Here is a 16,728-nt window from a genome sequence, read left to right on the forward strand (position 1 = left end):
ATGAAATAAACTAAAGTTAACCCATTTCTTTTAAAAAATACCTAGTTTCTTCTATAGATATAGTGTTTATAGAAGAATGAAAAATAAAAAAGCCCAGAAGCATATCTGAGCTTTCGGCTTATATATTGTAAATGAATGGAATGATCACGGATCTCCGTTATCATAATTTTGTGGGTCTTGAGTTACAGCATGGGTAGCTGATAATGGAAGGAATCAGGTTAACTGGATTTCTTTCTGTCAGAAATCTCAAGGTTGGAGCCCTTTTTACCGCCATCAATCACATAAAGTCTAGGAGCTAATCTCCTTCTCTTTCCTTGATTGTCAGGATTCATCTTCATATAATTTTCGTATTCTTTGCGAAAGAATTCTTCGGTTTCCCGTTCCAGTGCTTTTCTTTCGTTAAAGTCTGCGATGAATTTGAAAAAACGTTTCATATGAATTCCTCCTTATGGGGTTAAAAGGTCTTAGTTTAATAGTAACATATCGTTGATGAAGTTTAACCTTTTTTTGCAAATTTGGAGTGGAAATTAGGTTTTTGTGTGAATAAAGTTGTGAATGGTTTGATTCCAGAGAAAGCATGCAATCGATATTTTACTAAGCATATGGCCCGTGCATGGTGTTGAAAGGAAAGTTCAGAATTTGCAGGTATTGGAAGTAATCATTATTTTCGTTAAAATATTCCTTTTATTACATTAATTATACACTAAATATTCTGAAAACAAAGGAAAATATTCACTTCCAGCCGTTTTTGATAGATTTGCTTTTTTAATGGTTCATTATTGTGTATAGTTATATATTCCCCGAATTTATGAAAATGAAACAAGGCTTAAATTAGGAGAAAAAAAAGCAAGTTCCCGCATTCAAGTATCGGGAACTTGCTAGTGTCATAATTGGAATTTCTTAACCTGTGCAGTCAGCAATTCTGCCGAAGACACAAGTTCACTGGCATGATTCGTGATTTCATCCATCGAAGAGCTGGATTGCTGAGCGGAGGCGGAGACTTGTTCGATTCCTGCCGCGGACTCTTCAGAAACGGCTGCGATATCTTCGATAGCCTGATTGATTTTTTTGCTATTTGTGGAGATATAGTTCAATTCTTCGGTAATATGCTGTATTTTCATTTCCATATTCCCGACAGAGTAATTGATTGTTTCAAAGGTTCGGCCTGTGAGTGTGATCTGTTTCGTGCCTTCATCCACTTGAGTATAACCATCTTCCAGGGAGTGGACGACTGTTTTTGAACCCGCTTGAATGGCGGAGACAATATTGGTGATATCCCCGACGGAGTGTGTGACCTCTTCAGCGAGTTTCCGCACTTCAGCGGCGACGACGGCAAAGCCCTTACCATGTTCACCAGCACGAGCGGCCTCTATGGCTGCATTCAGCGCCAATAGATTGGTTTGATTGGATATATCTTTGATGACCTGCACAAGCTGTGAGATTTGCTGTGATTGAGAATCGAGCCCTTTCACTTGCTCTACGGCATTTTTGACAATCCCATCAATACTTTGCATCTGTTGGACCGAACTGCGCATTAAAGCGGTGCCGTCCTTGGTCAAGGAAAGGATTTCGGTTGAACTTCTAGCCACATCCGCTCCTTCCAGGTGGGCCAACTCGATCCTGCCGGTGAAATCATCCATCATGCGAACCATTTCAGCTGCCCGGCTGGCTTGTGACTCCGAACCTTCCGAAAGTTCATACATCGTAGACGCTATTTGCTTGCTGCCCTGCTGCACTTCATTTGCTGATTGAGTCAGATCCTCGCTTTGGTTGGTAACGGATTGCGAAACAACGAGCATTTTTTCGATCGCATCACGAAGGTTTTTCTGCATTTGGTTGGCGGAGACCGTTAATTCGCCCAGTTCATCATATGACTTTTGCTCCAGGGGTTCATGATTCAGCTCTCCGTCAGCCACCATTTTCATCCTGTCCCTGATTTTAAGGAGGGGAGTGGTAATGAGGTTGGCAGTAACAAGCGCCAGTACAAGGCCGATAAGGACTGCTGCAATGGACATGATGATACTTGTCGTCTTGACCGATTTCCCGCTTTCGATGACGGTTTCACCTGAAGCGACAATCAATTCCTCGCGTTTCGAAGCAAGCTCCTTAAAACCCTCCATTATTTCATTGCTGATTGGCGCCACTTCATTTTTGAGTATCTCTTTAGCGCGTTCTTCATTTCCTTTTTCCTCCTGGATAAATACCCGCTCTACAATCATCGTCCTCCAATCCACGCTTTTCTCGATCAATTCCTTTGCTTTATCAGAATCGCTTAAGGCTAGGAGTTCCTCCTGGATGACCTGGCTTTCTTCGGTATATTGTAAGAACCTTTCTTTATAACTCTCGTCGCCATATAGAATATAGGCCCGGACAAATGCGGTTCGTTGTGCTAGATTATATAGGAGCTTTTCGTCTTGGATAAGAAGCGGAAGTTCCCTTTCGATGATATTCTGGGAGTATACCAGTGACTTGTTGCTGCTATAAATGTTGAATGCTCCTAAGATGACACATAAAGATATGAGTAGTGAAAATGCCACCAATACCTTTGCTTTAATGCTTTTCAAATTATTGGACCCCTTTATCGATATTCTATTCACTCTTTTTTATCGGATTTTTAATGTGATTTTCAAGTAATGAAAAGTTAACCAAATTTTCCATCAGGTCTAATGTTCACTTTATATAAACATCTTGATTTCTTATCATTTTCAAGTTACTATTGACTTGGAAAAATATAATATTCCGCGTTAAGGCGGAAGAGGTTCTAGCTACCCTCTCAAAAAAACTAAGGAGAAACAGTGCTCTATTCTTAGGGTGCTGTTTTTTTCCGTAAAAAGGAGTTTTATAGAAATGAAGAAGAAAGAAAAGGCAGTGGTTGTGTTTAGCGGGGGACAGGACAGTACGACGTGCCTGTTTTGGGCATTGGAGAGATTTGAGGAAGTGGAAGCGGTGACGTTCGATTATAATCAGCGGCATAGCTTGGAAATCGAATGCGCTCAAAACATTGCCAAGGAATTGGGCGTGAATCATCATATCCTTGACATGTCGCTGCTGAACCAATTGGCACCGAATGCATTGACGAGAAGTGATATCGCAGTGGCGGACGGAGAAGAAGGGGAGCTGCCGTCGACGTTCGTTCCGGGGAGGAATTTGCTGTTCCTTTCGTTTGCCGGAGTGCTGGCGAGTCAGATTGGCGCTAAACATATTGTCACAGGAGTCTGTGAAACGGATTTCAGCGGATATCCTGACTGCCGCGATGTATTCATTAAATCGTTGAATGTGACCTTAAACTTATCGATGGACCAGTCATTCGTGATTGATACGCCGCTAATGTGGCTTAATAAAGAGGAAACATGGGAGCTTGCTGACCAGCTTGGCGCGTTCGACTTTGTCCGCGAAAAGACACTGACTTGCTATAACGGAATCATCTCCGATGGCTGTGGTGATTGTCCGGCATGTAATCTGCGGAAAAAAGGGCTGGATGACTACGTAAGCAGACGGAAGGTGCTTTCATCATGATGTACGGTTTTAAGATAGTGGATAAACTCCAAAAAATAGATGAAGATATTCAGCGCAGCCAATTGAAGTATACAAACAAGAGGGTTCTCGTGAGTAAGGAATTCACCTTTGACGCGGCGCACCATCTGCATGACTATGAAGGGAAATGCAAGAACCTGCATGGCCACACGTATAAAGTCATTTTTGGATTGAGCGGGTATACGGATTCACGAGGGTTAATGATAGATTTTGGTGACATCAAGGATATATGGAAAAATGAAATCGAAATCCACCTGGATCATCGTTATTTGAATGAAACCCTGCCGCTCATGAATACAACAGCTGAAAATATGGTTGTCTGGATTTATGAAAAAATGGCCGAAGCCCTTTCCTTAAAAGAATATGAGGGTGCTAGAGTCGAATTTGTTCGACTGTACGAAACGCCGACAAGCTATGCCGAAGCGAGACGGGAGTGGATGGAATGTGAGTAAACTTCCGGTAATGGAAATCTTCGGGCCGACCATCCAAGGAGAGGGAATGGTCATTGGTCAAAAAACCATGTTCGTTCGGACTGCCGGCTGCGATTATTCATGTTCCTGGTGTGATTCCGCATTTACTTGGGATGGCACAGGTAAGGAAGATACCGTTCAGATGACTGCCGATGAAATATGGGATGAGCTGAAGCGAATTGGGGGTTCTGGTTTTTCCTTCGTGACGATATCTGGGGGGAACCCGGCTCTATTGAAAAACCTAAACGGCTTGATAGCGATCTTACATGAAAATAAAATGAAAATAGGTGTAGAAACACAAGGGAGCCGATGGCAGGATTGGTTTCTCGATATAGATGAATTGACTATCTCACCTAAGCCGCCGAGCTCTGGTATGAACACGGACTTTACCGTGCTTGATCAAATCATCTCGAATCTTGCCAATCGAAATCCAGAAAACCATGTTTCATTGAAAATCGTCGTCTTTAACGAGGAAGATTATCAATATGCCAAACATGTACATGGGCGTTATCCGGATATTCCTTTTTATCTGCAGGTCGGCAATGACGACAGCAGGACGGCGGATGATCGTCAATTGATCAGCGGTCTATTGAAGAAGTACGAAGAGTTAATTGATAAAGTGATAGCAGATGATGAATTGAATGATGTGAAAGTCCTGCCCCAGCTGCATACCTATATATGGGGTAACAAGCGGGGCGTGTAAAGTAAAGGCAGTGTGATTAAACATCACACTGCCTTTTAAGCTTATTACAACCTTTGCATGTGTGTAGCTTTGAAGGATGATGTGTATTTAAGGCCATATCCAAATAAGCGATCCATTCCTATATGCGCGGTCCAAATTAAACCAATCATCACCCATGCATCCTCCTTTAGGAATATGGCTAACGAAATCATGAAGATGGACACGATATAAGTATGGAATGCGTTATAAACCTTTGCTCCAATCCGATCATTGATCAGATAGGCCAGCATGGAAACATCAGGGGACAAAATCAACAAAAGGAAAATCCACCAGCTGAATTCATATAACGAATAGATGTAATTCACCGCTAAAAGGACCGTAAGTCCTTCAATATGAAGGAATTTCTTTACCATTTCATAACCTCCAAATTTTAATTGACCATTGGTCAATAATGTTCAAAAAAATCATATGATGTTCTTGGTGATATTTTTTACATGAAAATAGGCTAAACCTTTTACATCTTGATAAGATAGCTCAGAATTAATATAAAAAGTTATGAATCCGTGAAGAGAAAGAAAAATCGACCAAATGGATGCAGGATTCAGTTTGTTGTCCGTTAGATCCGTCAAGGACTGGATTAGCTTTTCGTATGTTTTATTAGAATCGAATTGAAGTAACTGCTGAATTTCTTTTTCCTTCGATAAAAACATGATGGAATAATGATTCTGTTGGGTTAAACCGAACTCCAAGAAGCATAATAAAATCTTTTCCATTTTTACGGAAGGGTCATATTCCGACAGGATGATATCATCGATAAAAGAATTTAAAACGGAAAAATCCGTTTTCACCAAACTATAAAATATTTCCGCCTTGTTTTTAAAATGATAATAAATGGCTCCATGGCTGCAATCCAATGATTTAGCCAATTGCCTCATCGAGACATTCGAATACCCTAACGCTGCAAAAAGGTTTCTAGCTTCATTCAACACCATGTCCCTGGACAATTCTTGACCTGCCGATTTCCTTGGCGACATTTTGTCACCTCCTTATTAATTGACCACTGGTTAATTAGAATGATAGCTCACTGATTTTCAAATGTCAATTATTAGGTCGAATTATAAATTACTGTATTTTAAGTGGGATTTTGCCATTGTTGGTTCACAAGTTTTGCAAAGGATAAACCCCCAGTTTATTGAGGGTTTATGCAATTTATTAAAAAACTAATGATGCTCTCAAAGTAGTAACGCCATTTTCTAAATAACCCTTTAAACAAGTTAATGTATATACCCAACCTTCTTTTTGTCCGATCATTTTGTTTATTATGTCAGGGTCGTCTTCACTCAATCCAGATTCGTTCACTTCAATGATCGTACTCGTTTTGCCCAACTCTTTTAGTGTTATGGTAACAACCGTTTCTTGATCATTTCCGCCCCACGTAAACACGATTTTCCTATTTTCCTCTGCTTCCAATACATGAATGACCACTTCTGCATCGTATTCGTTGTATCTCAATGTAGGCGTCCGGCCTTTTTCCCATCTTTCCGAACTCGATGAGAACCAGAAATTCCCGATTTCTTCAGGATTCACAATGGCCTCAAACACTTCATTTGTTGGCTTGATTATCTTGAATTTCGTGGTTATTTGGGTATCCATACTAACTCGACCCTCTTTCGATTTGTTGTTATTGTTTTCCACTATCCCAGTCTACTGATATGGGCGGCAGGGTCCGTCCAGTTTCAAGCAAGCTCTTCAGGTTACTTAGAATGGCTGGCCATCCATTATTCAAGCCTTCAAAGGTATTGTCATCATATACGAAATCTGTCTCCAATAGCTCCTCATGCCTAAGAATTAACTTCACTGTCGAATCGTCCATTTTCTGTATTTCAAAAGTGACCCGTGTTGGCTGCTCGCGAGGTGTTTCGTCTCCTGCCATGATCCATGTAAACGAGAGCAGGTGCAACGGCTCGCATTTAAGTACATGCCCATGATCAGTAATCCGCCCATCTTCCAGCACATATTTAACGGCTGACCCTTCTTGCCAGACAGACTGTACTTGTAATCCGAAGTGGTATTCCTTCGTGACTTCACCACTCGTCAAGGCTTCCCAAAGCTTCTCTGGTGTGGTTGCGATATAAATAGGATAGACAAACGCAGTTTTTTTCATCATTCTTTTTCTCCTCGCCAAATAAGGTACGTGACTTTATCTTTGATTTTCGGCTATCATATACAGCCGGTCAAGCAGTTTTAAGCGACAGAAATCGGCAAAAGGGGAAACAGGGCCATTGAAGTAAATGGCTAAATCAATCGGTATCCGCAAAATCGACGGTATGGAAACTTCTTGATTTCCAACCGCTTTCAAGCTACGATGAATAAGGAAAATGATAATCCGCCCTGGCGGAAGAGGTTCTAGCTACCCTCTCAAAAAAACTAAGGAGAACAGGGCTCTTTCTTAGGGTGCTGTTTTTTCTGTATAAGGAGAATTAAGAAATGTTAAGAATTTTATTGTATTTAGTATCCATCATCACGGCGAATGTGGTTACAGCGGCTTTTGAGCCATTACATTTTGGCATGTTCATCATCCCGATGGGGACATTGCTCATCGGGGGAACATTCATCTTCCGAGATCTGGTCCAGAATAAATTCGGCCGTGCGAAGACCTATATATGCATCGTCACTGCACTTATTTTATCTGCATGTGTATCATTTTTATTAGGAGATACGTTACTGATTGTTTTTGCTTCCGCATTATCCTTCATGGTCGCAGAAACAGCGGATACGGAAATTTATACCCGTTTAAAGCTCCCGATGAGTTGGAGGGTGTTTTACAGCGGAATCGTTGGAGGATTTTTCGATTCAGTGATATTTGTCGTGATAGGCCTAAGTCCTTTGGGTGCCAATATATTGCCATGGGAAGCAGTACCCGCTGCGGTCATCGGCCAAATCATCGTTAAAACGATCATTCAGTCCATTGGTGCCGTATTGTTGGGACGAATCAACGTAAAACTGGAGAAACGTGTAGTCTCCAGTTAAATGCTAGGAGGGATGCACTCGATGGATGGAACCAAAAAGGAAGAAGAAAAATGCTATTGCCTCGAGGCCTTTCGTGAAAAATATGGACCGCATGTACAAGGGGAATGCATGAAGCTCTCCTGCGCCAATTATCGCAAGCATAAAGGAATAGACAAAAAAAGGACCTGATTAGGTCCTTTTTTGCGTGATTGACTTGACTCACGAGTAAACAGTGCAAACTAGTGTTAAGTACGAATTGACGAGTAGGCGTGCAAAATTCACGAGTAAACAGTGCGAACTTACGAGTAAACGTGCAAAATTCACGAGTAAACAGTGCGAACTTACGAGTAAACGTGCAAAACTAAGTGTTCAGTTACGAATTCACGAGTAAACAGCGCAAACTCACGAGTAAACATGCAAAACTCACGAGTAAAAGTGCGAAACTCACGAGTAAACAGCGCAAATTCACGAGTAAACGAGTAAACAGTCCAAACTCACGAGTAAACGTGCGAAACTAACGAGTAAACAGTCCAAACTAACGAGTAAACAGTCCGAACTCACGAGTAAACGTGCAAAATTCACGAGTAAACAGTCCAAACCAGAGAAAAACAGCAAAAAAAGCTTTTTATTAGGTTTAGAATTGCTCTGCGCTTTTTCGAACTAATTTTTCCAGGAAGAAAAAGCATTCACGTTTCCGCTCAAGTTCGGTTTGTCCATTTTCGGTGACATGATAATATTTCCTGCGGCCTGATTCGGACTCTTTCCAATGTCCTTTGATGAATTCTTTTTTTTCTAATCGTTTAAGGGCGGGGTAGAGGGTGCCTTCACTTATTTCATAGTTGCCCATGCTCATTTGCTTTAGGATCTTCGTGATTTCATAGCCGTATAGCTGTTTTTGTGAAAGAAGTGAAAGCAAAAGGAGGTCAATGCTTCCCTTCATTAATTCTTTATCCATATAAAATCTCCTCCTTTTCATTTTTAAAGTGTAATACGTTGTACATCGTATCACAAGGTGCATTTTACTTTTCTTAAAAAAAATGGTTAAATGACGATTGCTAAATAAATTTAATCATAGTAAAATGTGCTTCGGAACGGATGAGTTGTGAAGAGTGTGGTAAGGATACTATATACATGATTTAATTGTTTTGATGAAAATACGGAATAGGATAGAAGAATCCCTACTCAAGGGGTATTAATTGATTTTTTTTCGAAAATCATTTAGATTCTATTTATCAACAAGAGCATAGAAAGAAGGTCCTAGATAGATGAAAGTGAAAGCACCTGAGTCATTCACATATATAGGTGGAAAGAGAGCAGTTCTTCTGCTTCACGGGTTTACCGGAAGTACAGGAGATATGAAGAAATTAGGGAAGTACTTGAATGATCTCGACTATACTTGCCACGGACCTCTTTATAGTGGGCACGGGGTATCAGCCGAGGAACTTGCTAAAACAGGTCCAAAGGAATGGTGGCAAGATGTAGTTAATGGCTATAATTTCCTGAAAGAAGAAGGCTATGAGGAAATTGCAGTTGTAGGAATTTCTTTAGGGGGAGTGTTCTCATTAAAAGTGGGAATTGAATTGCCTGTAAAAGGGGTAGTTTCAATGTGCGCTCCGACGCAAGGAAAAAGTATCGATCGACAAAAGAACCGCTTGCTCAATTATGCACAGGCTTATAAGAAGTTTGAGGGCAAAGATGCAGACCAAATTGCTGCAGAAGTGAAGCTTCTTGAAGAAGAGCCTATGCCTCAACTAAAAGATGTGTTGAACATTATAAATGAGACAGGTGAAAATTTAGATTTAATCACATCACCAACTCTTGTTCTGCAAGGACGTTTGGATGATCCCGACTATACGGAGAGTGCTACAGCGATTTTCAATGAAGTCGATACGCAGCATAAACACTTGATATGGTATGAAAAATCTGGCCATATTATCACATTGGGCAAGGAACGTGAACAGGTGTATGAAGATGTGTATAAGTTCTTGAATACACTGAATTGGTCGGAGTAATAAGCGATATTTGATCCCCTTTAAGTTGAACGTGTAAAAGCCTACAGTGTAAATAGGCTTTACACAATACTTGAGGGGATTTTATTTTGGCTGCAAATCTATTTGTAGAAAAAGACCTTTAAGGTATCGTTATTATCAAGAGTTGCCAATAAAATATCGTTCACGTCGGCATTATATGTTATTTTGATTCTGTTTTTCAGCCATGCTTCGTCTTTACCGCCACGGTTCAATTCTTTATAATCAATCCTTCCCTCTTTAATAATGGTTTTAGGAAAAGTGAAGGCATTTGTTGCCAGGTGCATATCTGCTGGGGTTACTGCTTTATATTGGGGAACTAAAAACAATGAAATGGTACCATCCGGTTCCCAGAGCGCGAGGGATACTTTTTGAATATCTTCGACTTTTTCCTTTCTTAATTCAGATAATAAAACATCGATGGAGATTCTGGCCCTTGTTAAGCTTTTGTAAATGATTTGTCCATTTTCGATAAGCGGTAAGGGGTCTGAGTCAAAAAACCTCCGGAGTTTTCCCCACTTAAGGCCTGCAAACACACTAATTATGTATAAAATGACCAATACACTGGTTGTTATCATGGAGCCCTTCAAACCTAATTGTTCATCAGATAAAGGGTGGGCAAGAATGTTTCCGATAATTAAAGCCATTATGAAATCAAGTAATCTTAATTGCGAAATGGACCGTTGCCCCATCAATTTAACCGATAGAAGCAAAAAGAAGTAGGAAATAATGGCTCTTAAGATCCACTGGATTGCAGTAAGAGTTTCCTGGCTATTAAAAAAATCCACAAAAATTCACGTCCCAATTTCCAATAAAGGAGATGTAATGAGCCTCTTTAGAGGAACAGTTTATAGTTTTAGCCAACTCCTTCATAAGTATTACCCAACATTGGCCCTTTGGAGACTTTATAGACTGTTTTCGAAAAATTTATATTAATATAACAACTTTAAAACGTATTGTAATTAAAAATAAACTGATTTAAAATGATATCTTTCCTGAGAAATTTATTTAAAAAATATCCTTGTATAATATCAGTGACAATGGTCTGATAGTTTCTACCTGGCAGCCGTAATGCCGGACTACAAGGAAGTATGAAAATAGAAGAGATGAACAGGTTAATGTTGGTTCGCTTGAAAAAAGCTTGATCCTAAAAAACATGCTTCGATGAAAGCTCTTACTTTTTCACACTTTCTTGCTGCGGCTGAAGGTGTAAAAAGGTGAGGGCTTTTTATATAAAAAAAACGAATGGGAAATGATATAGCTAAAGGGGATGAAAGCATGTATTTCTTATTGAATATACTAGGTGTACTAGTTGTAATGGGCATCGTTTACCTTTGTTCACCTAATAAAAGGAACGTTAAGTGGAAAGCCATTCTTACCTTGCTGGTTCTTGAATTGCTTATCACATGGTTCATGTTATCGACAAAAATAGGGGCGTGGGTCATCAATCTGATCGCTTCATTCTTCACCTGGTTGATTGAATGTGCGAATGAAGGGATTTCTTTTGTCTTTCCTTCGCTTATGGCAAATGAACAAGTGGATTTCTTTTTCAGCGCATTGATGCCGATTATCTTCATTATCACGTTTTTTGATGTTTTATCGTATTTCGGTATACTTACGTGGATCATTGATAAAGTGGGATGGCTCATCTCAAAAGTATCCGGTTTGCCGAAACTTGAGAGTTTCTTTTCGATTCAGATGATGTTCCTCGGAAATACCGAGGCACTTGCCGTACTCCGTGTTCAACTCAGTGCAATTAAGGATCAGCGTCTATTGACATTTGGAATCATGAGCATGAGCAGCATCAGCGGTTCAATCATTGGAGCCTACCTGTCCATGGTGCCGGCAACCTATGTTTTTGTAGCGATACCTTTGAACTGCTTAAATGCCTTGCTGATAGCTAATATGCTGAATCCCGTCGATGTCAGTAAAGAAGAAGACGTCGTTTATGTACCTTCTAAAGAGGAACGTAAAGATTTCTTTTCCACCATTTCCAACAGTATGTTGGTTGGGGCCAAAATGGTCTTCGTCATCATGGCAATGGTTATCGGCTATGTGGCGTTGACGGCCAGCGTAAACGGCATTTTCGGCTTCTTCGTGGATGGATTGACCATTCAAAAGATTTTCTCTGTCATTTTTAGTCCATTTGCATTCCTGCTAGGATTAACTGGACATGATGCCATGTATGTCGCTCAATTGATGGGAATCAAGCTTGCCACGAATGAGTTCGTTGCCTTGCTCGATTTAAAGGATAAAGTCAGTACATTGCCTCCGCATACAGTCGCCGTGGCTGTCACTTATTTGACGTCATTTGCCAACTTCAGTACAGTGGGCATGATCTACGGAACATTCAATTCCATCCTCAATGATGAGAAATCGAACATTATCGGAAGGAATGTTTGGAAGCTGTTGGTTAGCGGGATGGCTGTTTCCCTGTTAAGTGCCATGGTCGTTGGATTATTCGTTTGGTGATTTAAAATGGGCATCTGAAAAAAGCTGTGCAGGATTTTCCATGCACAGCTTTTTCTTATTTCGCCAAATAGTTCTCTGTATAATATGGTTTATTTTCTTTATCGAAGGCAACTCCGACACCGAGGGATTCAAAATCTTTCTGTAATTTGTTTTCCCTGTGTCCAATGGAATTCATTAGGCCTTCATGGGCAAAGATACTGCTATTTTGACCGGCAGCCAGGTTTTCCCCCGCCATTCGAAAATTGATTTTGTCATCTTCCATCCGGTCGAAAGGTGATTCCCCTTCAAGGTTTGTATGGTTGAAGTATTGATTCACGGCCATATCCGCACTATGATCCTGTGCGGTGACCTTCACTCGTTTATCCCATGTTAGCACGGAGAGATCATGATTGACCCGTGATGCATTGGTCAAATCGAATAATTGATATTCAAAGCCCTTCTTTAATCCGGGGCCGGCTTCTGCAAAATAGGCGCTCTTTTGCTTTTCGAGTTTTGCGTCGATGATTTGGATTGCCGTGACTGTATTTTTCTCATGTTTGTCATAAAAAATGGTCACATAGCTATTATCCATTTCGAACATATCGTATTCGCCGCCATCACTTCGAATCTGGTAATAGACGTTTCCTTTAAGCAATTTTGTTACAGGCTCCGCCATTTTCGCCGTCACGGTTTCTTTGGGTGTACCTCGTTTAATGCCTTCCTTTGAGGAAATCAAATCTTGGTTCGTATATAAACCAACAACTTTATTGTTGTTATCGTAGGCAACCATGAAGAAGTTTTGATAATTTTCGTGATAGGCAAACCAGTCCACGCCATATTCATTCCGCGTATTCCGCTTAGCTTCACCAGCCATTTTTTCTACATCATCCTTCGTGTCGCCGATTTCGATATTACGGACTGAAAAGGATGCATCAGCAGGTGCTTCCAGTGCCGGTTTTTTCACTTTTTCCGTTTCCTGAGATTCTTTTTCAGAAGCGGTATCCAATGTTTCCGTCAGCGAGCCAATCAGGCTGCTGACTCCAGTACTCAGTTTTTCCAAGGCTGTCGTAACCTCGGGCCCGTTTATAAATGAACGAACATCTGAAGCAAAGGCACTAACCCCCGCTTTGAATCCAGACTCCTGAATATCTTTACCATATCCATACCATAATCCAGAGAGTAGGAGTATGAGGACCACAATATTAAACAATTTACCCAAATCGTTCACTCCTGCTCTATCCAGGATATAGAATCCCGATTAATGAAAGATCATCTGCAGCACACTTAAAACAGGTGGGGCACCTAACAAAAATAGTGAACACATAATGAGTATTTGCGAGACCATTTTTGGAAGCTTTTCCTTCCCTTTTCCCGAATACCAGCCACTGAACTGAAGTTTATTTCTATACCAGACGAATAATAAAAGCAGTATCGCAATCGAGCCTAGCCAGCCATACTGAGTCACTCCTATGTTTATATATATGCCGTTTACAATGGCCGAAACGATTGTTCCGGCTATCCCGAACATTAATATGATGCGTATCAATTCTAATAAAACTTTCATATTCACTCCTTGGTTAGACCATTATACTTTGTCGATTACAAAATAAAAAATTAAAATGATTTGGCATACATATTATACCAAAAATAAAGAGGGGAATAAAACACCTTACGAAGGTGAAATTTTCAGTATTGATCTTTATAAACAAAAAAGATTAGCCATTGGGCTAATCTTTTTCATTGGGGGTTACTTTAATTGATCATTCAAGACACTTTCCTCGAGAACGGAAAACTTATCACCATACACCCTTGTTATGTGGTTTTCCCCCCATGTACATAGTGCGGATAGGATGCTTTCCAGGCTTTTTCCATACTCACTAAGTTCATATTCCACTTTTGGGGGGACTTGGTTGTAAACGATCCGGTTGATGACTTCGTCCTTTTCCAACTCCCTCAACTGTTGGGTCAACATTTTTTGGGTGATGTTCGGCATAAGGCGCTTCAATTCACTAGTCCGCTTTTTCCCGTGGGTCAGATGGCAGAGGATCACGCATTTCCATTTTCCGCCCATTACTTCAAGTGTCGCTTCTACGGATATATTGTATTTCTTTTTTTGCATGATTTGCATACTCTCCTTTTTTTATAGGTACTAAAAGGTGCCTATATCACTTTAAAGTACGTACTGTTTTTTATTTGTATTATATCTCATAATAACATTTGTACACCGAATTCCACTGTACCACTATAAAAAAAGTTGCTCAGGCAATTTCAATGATAGTACAAAATGACAAGAAGGAGAAGAGGATATGATTTCAAATAAAAATAGAAGTACATGGGCATTGCTGGCTTTAGCGATCAGTGCCTTTGCGATTGGAACAACTGAGTTCATCAGCGTGGGATTATTACCACTCATTTCTAAAGATTTACACATTACAGTGACGACGGCGGGATTGACGGTGTCCTTATACGCCTTGGGGGTCATGTTCGGGGCACCTATCCTGACATCACTGACATCGAATATGTCGCGTAAGACTTTATTGCTTTGGATAATGGTCGTGTTCATTATCGGAAATGCATTAGCGGCTTCTGCGACCACGGTCGGTGTATTATTGATCGCGCGTGTCATTTCAGCGCTTGCACATGGTATCTTCATGTCGATCGGCGCTACGATTGCCGCTGATTTGGTCCCTGAAAACCGCAGGGCGAGTGCCATCGCCATCATGTTTACAGGTCTGACGGTGGCAACGGTGACCGGAGTTCCTTTTGGAACATTCATCGGTCAGCAATTCGGCTGGAGATTCGCTTTCATCATCATTGTGGCAATCGGCTTGATCGCTTTCATCGGAAACGGAATCCTAGTCCCATCAGATTTAAGAAAAGCGGCACGGACCACTTTCCGTGACCAAATCAAATTGGTGACGAATGGGCGTTTGCTGCTGGTATTCATCATTACAGCGTTAGGGTATGGCGGTACATTCGTTGTTTTCACGTACCTGTCGCCATTACTTCAGGAAGTGACAGGGTTTAAAGAAGGAACTGTGGCCTTGATTTTGTTAATATATGGAGTAGCCATAGCGATAGGAAATACCCTTGGCGGGAAATTCGCCAATCGCAATCCTATTAATGCCCTATTCTATATGTTTCTTATTCAGGCCATTGTACTTGTGGTATTGACTTTCACGGCACCGTTCAAGGTAGCTGGTTTAATCACGATCATTTTAATGGGATTGTTTGCATTCATGAATGTTCCCGGGCTTCAAGTGTATGTCGTCATGTTAGCGGAGCGTTTCGTGCCGAGTGCAGTGGACGTGGCGTCAGCCATCAATATTGCCGCCTTCAATGCGGGTATCGCCATTGGTGCCTACTTAGGAGGGGTGATAACGGATTCGATCGGCTTGATCCATACAGCGTGGATAGGTGGAGTCATGGTGTTTGCAGCAGTGATTTTAACAGGCTGGAGCCGGGCCCTGGAAAGTAGGGACCGTACCAAGGGAACGGACAAAATAGCATAGGATTAAAAAAGTGATGCATCTTAGAAAAAGCATGCAATGCGTATAGGGTATCAATGAAAAGTATCATTGCATCCCTTCAGTGAATGATGGAAGGTTCATTGAAGGGATGTAATGATACTGATAATGATACTAATAGCGCATTACAATCTATAAAAACAATCATTTGGAGGTAGAGTATTATGGTGAAAAACTTACAAGATACAACTACATTGCATAACGGCGTTGAAATGCCATGGTTCGGATTGGGCGTATTTAAGGTGGAAGAAGGACCGGAGCTGGTAAATGCAGTTAAAGTGGCCATTAAACATGGTTATCGCAGCATCGATACGGCTGCCATTTATGAAAACGAAGAAGGGGTTGGACAAGGGATCCGTGAGGGATTGAAAGAAGCTGGAATCTCAAGGGAAGACTTATTCGTAACATCCAAAGTCTGGAATGCCGATTTAGGCTATGAATCGGCCATTGCAGCTTACGAAGAAAGCTTAAAGAAACTTGGCTTGGAGTACCTGGATTTATATCTTATCCATTGGCCAGTGGAAGGAAAATATAAAGAGGCCTGGAGAGCGCTGGAAACTCTATATAAAGAAGGAAAAGTGAAGGCGATCGGTGTGAGCAATTTCCAGATTCACCATCTAAAAGATTTGATGGAAGATGCAGAAGTGAAGCCGATGGTCAATCAAGTGGAATGCCATCCGCGTTTAACTCAAAAAGAAATTCAGGCATTCTGCAAGGAACAAGGAATACAACTTGAAGCATGGTCTCCTTTGATGCAAGGTGAACTTCTTGATAATGACGTATTGCAAGCTATTGCAACCAAGCATGGCAAATCAGTTGCACAAGTCATTTTACGCTGGGATTTACAAAATGGGATTGTAACGATTCCAAAATCAACTAAAGAACATCGTATTGTCGAAAACTCAACTGTATTCGATTTCGAATTGACGGCAGAGGAAATGAACGAAATTGATGGATTGAATCAGAATCACCGTGTTGGTCCAGATCCTGATAATTTCGACTTTTAATTAAGTATGAAGGAGAGGGAC

At 40.9% G+C, this 16,728-nt stretch carries 21 protein-coding genes, 1 pseudogene and 3 riboswitches; of the genes and pseudogenes, 9 read left to right on the top strand and 13 right to left on the bottom strand.

Annotation, left to right across the window (positions count from 1 at the left end; genetic code table 11):
• Positions 1-218 precede the first annotated feature (218 nt).
• The 3 genes and pseudogenes from J7I90_RS09210 to J7I90_RS28125 all read right to left on the bottom strand — a co-directional run.
• Positions 219-434: a hypothetical protein gene (locus J7I90_RS09210; protein WP_214770800.1), complete on the bottom strand. Its 216-nt coding sequence runs from the start codon at positions 432-434 to the stop codon at positions 219-221.
• Between the two features lie 450 nt (positions 435-884).
• The gene (locus J7I90_RS28120; protein WP_396020423.1) at positions 885-1,832 is read right to left on the bottom strand and encodes a methyl-accepting chemotaxis protein; all 948 of its coding nucleotides are present in this window, start codon (positions 1,830-1,832) and stop codon (positions 885-887) included.
• Positions 1,824-2,219: pseudogene (locus J7I90_RS28125) on the bottom strand (HAMP domain-containing protein); the annotation flags it as partial. The pseudogene J7I90_RS28125 and the gene J7I90_RS28120, both read right to left, overlap by 9 nt.
• A 530-nt stretch (positions 2,220-2,749) precedes the next feature.
• Positions 2,750-2,792, top strand: a riboswitch (PreQ1 riboswitch).
• A gap of 55 nt (positions 2,793-2,847) precedes the next feature.
• Here J7I90_RS28125 and queC point away from each other — a divergent pair.
• The 3 genes from queC to queE are packed head-to-tail and all read left to right on the top strand — an operon-like array spanning position 2,848 to position 4,707.
• A complete protein-coding gene (queC, locus tag J7I90_RS09220; RefSeq protein ID WP_214770806.1) occupies positions 2,848-3,516 on the top strand; it encodes a 7-cyano-7-deazaguanine synthase QueC in 669 nt (222 codons plus the stop codon).
• On the top strand, positions 3,516-3,986 hold the full coding sequence (gene queD / locus J7I90_RS09225; RefSeq protein ID WP_214770809.1) for a 6-carboxytetrahydropterin synthase QueD: 471 nt from the start codon (positions 3,516-3,518) through the stop codon (positions 3,984-3,986). The genes queC and queD overlap by 1 nt, the downstream gene beginning before the upstream one ends.
• Entirely contained in the window at positions 3,979-4,707 is a 729-nt protein-coding gene (queE, locus tag J7I90_RS09230; RefSeq protein WP_095394246.1) for a 7-carboxy-7-deazaguanine synthase QueE, read from the top strand. Before queD ends, queE begins: the two co-directional genes overlap by 8 nt.
• Positions 4,708-4,751: 44 nt before the next feature.
• Here the strand turns inward: queE and J7I90_RS09235 are convergent, their stop codons facing one another.
• From J7I90_RS09235 to J7I90_RS09255, 5 genes are all read right to left on the bottom strand, one after another.
• On the bottom strand, positions 4,752-5,099 hold the full coding sequence (locus tag J7I90_RS09235; RefSeq protein WP_214770812.1) for a DUF4260 domain-containing protein: 348 nt from the start codon (positions 5,097-5,099) through the stop codon (positions 4,752-4,754).
• Between the two features lie 51 nt (positions 5,100-5,150).
• Complete coding sequence (locus J7I90_RS09240) at positions 5,151-5,720, bottom strand: TetR/AcrR family transcriptional regulator (protein ID WP_214770814.1); 570 nt, start codon at positions 5,718-5,720, stop codon at positions 5,151-5,153.
• 178 nt (positions 5,721-5,898) lie between these two features.
• Entirely contained in the window at positions 5,899-6,339 is a 441-nt protein-coding gene (locus tag J7I90_RS09245; RefSeq protein WP_214770816.1) for an SRPBCC family protein, read from the bottom strand.
• A gap of 28 nt (positions 6,340-6,367) precedes the next feature.
• Positions 6,368-6,853 carry an SRPBCC family protein gene (locus tag J7I90_RS09250; protein WP_214770818.1) on the bottom strand — a complete coding sequence of 162 codons (486 nt, stop codon included), beginning with the start codon at positions 6,851-6,853 and terminating at the stop codon, positions 6,368-6,370.
• Positions 6,854-6,886: 33 nt separating this feature from the next.
• Positions 6,887-7,045, bottom strand: coding sequence for a hypothetical protein (locus tag J7I90_RS09255; protein ID WP_214770820.1), 159 nt, complete (start codon positions 7,043-7,045; stop codon positions 6,887-6,889).
• 35 nt (positions 7,046-7,080) lie between these two features.
• A riboswitch (PreQ1 riboswitch) is annotated at positions 7,081-7,123 on the top strand.
• Positions 7,124-7,173: 50 nt separating this feature from the next.
• On the opposite strand from J7I90_RS09255, the gene J7I90_RS09260 reads away from it, so the two are divergent.
• Together J7I90_RS09260 and J7I90_RS09265 are read left to right on the top strand one after the other, a co-directional pair.
• The gene (locus J7I90_RS09260; RefSeq protein ID WP_214770822.1) at positions 7,174-7,716 is read left to right on the top strand and encodes a VUT family protein; all 543 of its coding nucleotides are present in this window, start codon (positions 7,174-7,176) and stop codon (positions 7,714-7,716) included.
• Positions 7,717-7,737: 21 nt separating this feature from the next.
• The gene (locus J7I90_RS09265) at positions 7,738-7,884 is read left to right on the top strand and encodes a hypothetical protein (protein WP_153246159.1); all 147 of its coding nucleotides are present in this window, start codon (positions 7,738-7,740) and stop codon (positions 7,882-7,884) included.
• 445 nt (positions 7,885-8,329) lie between these two features.
• Here the strand turns inward: J7I90_RS09265 and J7I90_RS09270 are convergent, their stop codons facing one another.
• Positions 8,330-8,650, bottom strand: coding sequence for a PadR family transcriptional regulator (locus J7I90_RS09270; RefSeq protein ID WP_214770824.1), 321 nt, complete (start codon positions 8,648-8,650; stop codon positions 8,330-8,332).
• Between the two features lie 310 nt (positions 8,651-8,960).
• On the opposite strand from J7I90_RS09270, the gene J7I90_RS09275 reads away from it, so the two are divergent.
• Positions 8,961-9,707 (top strand): alpha/beta hydrolase, encoded by a 747-nt coding sequence (locus J7I90_RS09275; RefSeq protein ID WP_202311598.1) that lies wholly within the window; start codon positions 8,961-8,963, stop codon positions 9,705-9,707.
• Positions 9,708-9,805: 98 nt separating this feature from the next.
• On the opposite strand, the gene J7I90_RS09280 is transcribed toward J7I90_RS09275, so the two are convergent.
• Entirely contained in the window at positions 9,806-10,510 is a 705-nt protein-coding gene (locus J7I90_RS09280) for a DUF421 domain-containing protein (RefSeq protein WP_214770825.1), read from the bottom strand.
• Positions 10,511-10,723: 213 nt separating this feature from the next.
• Positions 10,724-10,824, top strand: a riboswitch (purine riboswitch).
• Positions 10,825-11,000: 176 nt separating this feature from the next.
• Between J7I90_RS09280 and J7I90_RS09285 the strand changes: the two genes are divergently transcribed.
• Positions 11,001-12,194, top strand: a complete 1,194-nt coding sequence (locus tag J7I90_RS09285) for a nucleoside transporter C-terminal domain-containing protein (RefSeq protein WP_214771328.1) — start codon at positions 11,001-11,003, stop codon at positions 12,192-12,194.
• A 55-nt stretch (positions 12,195-12,249) separates the two neighbouring features.
• Here J7I90_RS09285 and J7I90_RS09290 read toward each other — a convergent pair whose 3' ends face one another.
• The 3 genes from J7I90_RS09290 to J7I90_RS09300 form a co-directional block, all read right to left on the bottom strand.
• Positions 12,250-13,401: a CAP domain-containing protein gene (locus J7I90_RS09290; RefSeq protein WP_483861561.1), complete on the bottom strand. Its 1,152-nt coding sequence runs from the start codon at positions 13,399-13,401 to the stop codon at positions 12,250-12,252.
• Between the two features lie 30 nt (positions 13,402-13,431).
• On the bottom strand, positions 13,432-13,737 hold the full coding sequence (locus J7I90_RS09295) for a hypothetical protein (RefSeq protein ID WP_214770833.1): 306 nt from the start codon (positions 13,735-13,737) through the stop codon (positions 13,432-13,434).
• 183 nt (positions 13,738-13,920) lie between these two features.
• Positions 13,921-14,292, bottom strand: coding sequence for a winged helix-turn-helix transcriptional regulator (locus J7I90_RS09300; RefSeq protein WP_106026053.1), 372 nt, complete (start codon positions 14,290-14,292; stop codon positions 13,921-13,923).
• Positions 14,293-14,479: 187 nt separating this feature from the next.
• On the opposite strand from J7I90_RS09300, the gene J7I90_RS09305 reads away from it, so the two are divergent.
• Both J7I90_RS09305 and J7I90_RS09310 read left to right on the top strand, forming a co-directional pair.
• Positions 14,480-15,685 (top strand): MFS transporter, encoded by a 1,206-nt coding sequence (locus J7I90_RS09305; RefSeq protein WP_053535995.1) that lies wholly within the window; start codon positions 14,480-14,482, stop codon positions 15,683-15,685.
• Positions 15,686-15,864: 179 nt separating this feature from the next.
• Positions 15,865-16,707, top strand: a complete 843-nt coding sequence (locus J7I90_RS09310; RefSeq protein WP_214770836.1) for an aldo/keto reductase — start codon at positions 15,865-15,867, stop codon at positions 16,705-16,707.
• The last annotated feature ends 21 nt before the right edge of the window (positions 16,708-16,728 follow it).

It is taken from the genome of Bacillus sp. ISL-57, assembly GCF_018613135.1.
In the GTDB taxonomy this organism is placed as follows: Bacteria; Bacillota; Bacilli; order Bacillales; family DSM-1321; genus Peribacillus; species Peribacillus frigoritolerans.

Excerpts from the sequence above, each read along its gene's own strand:
- J7I90_RS09210 (WP_214770800.1), bottom strand. The coding sequence starts at position 434 with ATGAAACGTTTTTTCAAATTCATCGCAGACTTTAACGAAAGAAAAGCA.
- J7I90_RS28120 (WP_396020423.1), bottom strand. The coding sequence starts at position 1,832 with ATGCAGAAAAACCTTCGTGATGCGATCGAAAAAATGCTCGTTGTTTCG.
- queC (WP_214770806.1), top strand. The coding sequence starts at position 2,848 with ATGAAGAAGAAAGAAAAGGCAGTGGTTGTGTTTAGCGGGGGACAGGAC.
- queD (WP_214770809.1), top strand. The coding sequence starts at position 3,516 with ATGTACGGTTTTAAGATAGTGGATAAACTCCAAAAAATAGATGAAGAT.
- J7I90_RS09235 (WP_214770812.1), bottom strand. The coding sequence starts at position 5,099 with ATGGTAAAGAAATTCCTTCATATTGAAGGACTTACGGTCCTTTTAGCG.
- J7I90_RS09240 (WP_214770814.1), bottom strand. The coding sequence starts at position 5,720 with ATGTCGCCAAGGAAATCGGCAGGTCAAGAATTGTCCAGGGACATGGTG.
- J7I90_RS09245 (WP_214770816.1), bottom strand. The coding sequence starts at position 6,339 with ATGGATACCCAAATAACCACGAAATTCAAGATAATCAAGCCAACAAAT.
- J7I90_RS09250 (WP_214770818.1), bottom strand. The coding sequence starts at position 6,853 with ATGATGAAAAAAACTGCGTTTGTCTATCCTATTTATATCGCAACCACA.
- J7I90_RS09260 (WP_214770822.1), top strand. The coding sequence starts at position 7,174 with ATGTTAAGAATTTTATTGTATTTAGTATCCATCATCACGGCGAATGTG.
- J7I90_RS09265 (WP_153246159.1), top strand. The coding sequence starts at position 7,738 with ATGGATGGAACCAAAAAGGAAGAAGAAAAATGCTATTGCCTCGAGGCC.
- J7I90_RS09270 (WP_214770824.1), bottom strand. The coding sequence starts at position 8,650 with ATGGATAAAGAATTAATGAAGGGAAGCATTGACCTCCTTTTGCTTTCA.
- J7I90_RS09275 (WP_202311598.1), top strand. The coding sequence starts at position 8,961 with ATGAAAGTGAAAGCACCTGAGTCATTCACATATATAGGTGGAAAGAGA.
- J7I90_RS09285 (WP_214771328.1), top strand. The coding sequence starts at position 11,001 with ATGTATTTCTTATTGAATATACTAGGTGTACTAGTTGTAATGGGCATC.
- J7I90_RS09295 (WP_214770833.1), bottom strand. The coding sequence starts at position 13,737 with ATGAAAGTTTTATTAGAATTGATACGCATCATATTAATGTTCGGGATA.
- J7I90_RS09300 (WP_106026053.1), bottom strand. The coding sequence starts at position 14,292 with ATGCAAAAAAAGAAATACAATATATCCGTAGAAGCGACACTTGAAGTA.
- J7I90_RS09305 (WP_053535995.1), top strand. The coding sequence starts at position 14,480 with ATGATTTCAAATAAAAATAGAAGTACATGGGCATTGCTGGCTTTAGCG.
- J7I90_RS09310 (WP_214770836.1), top strand. The coding sequence starts at position 15,865 with ATGGTGAAAAACTTACAAGATACAACTACATTGCATAACGGCGTTGAA.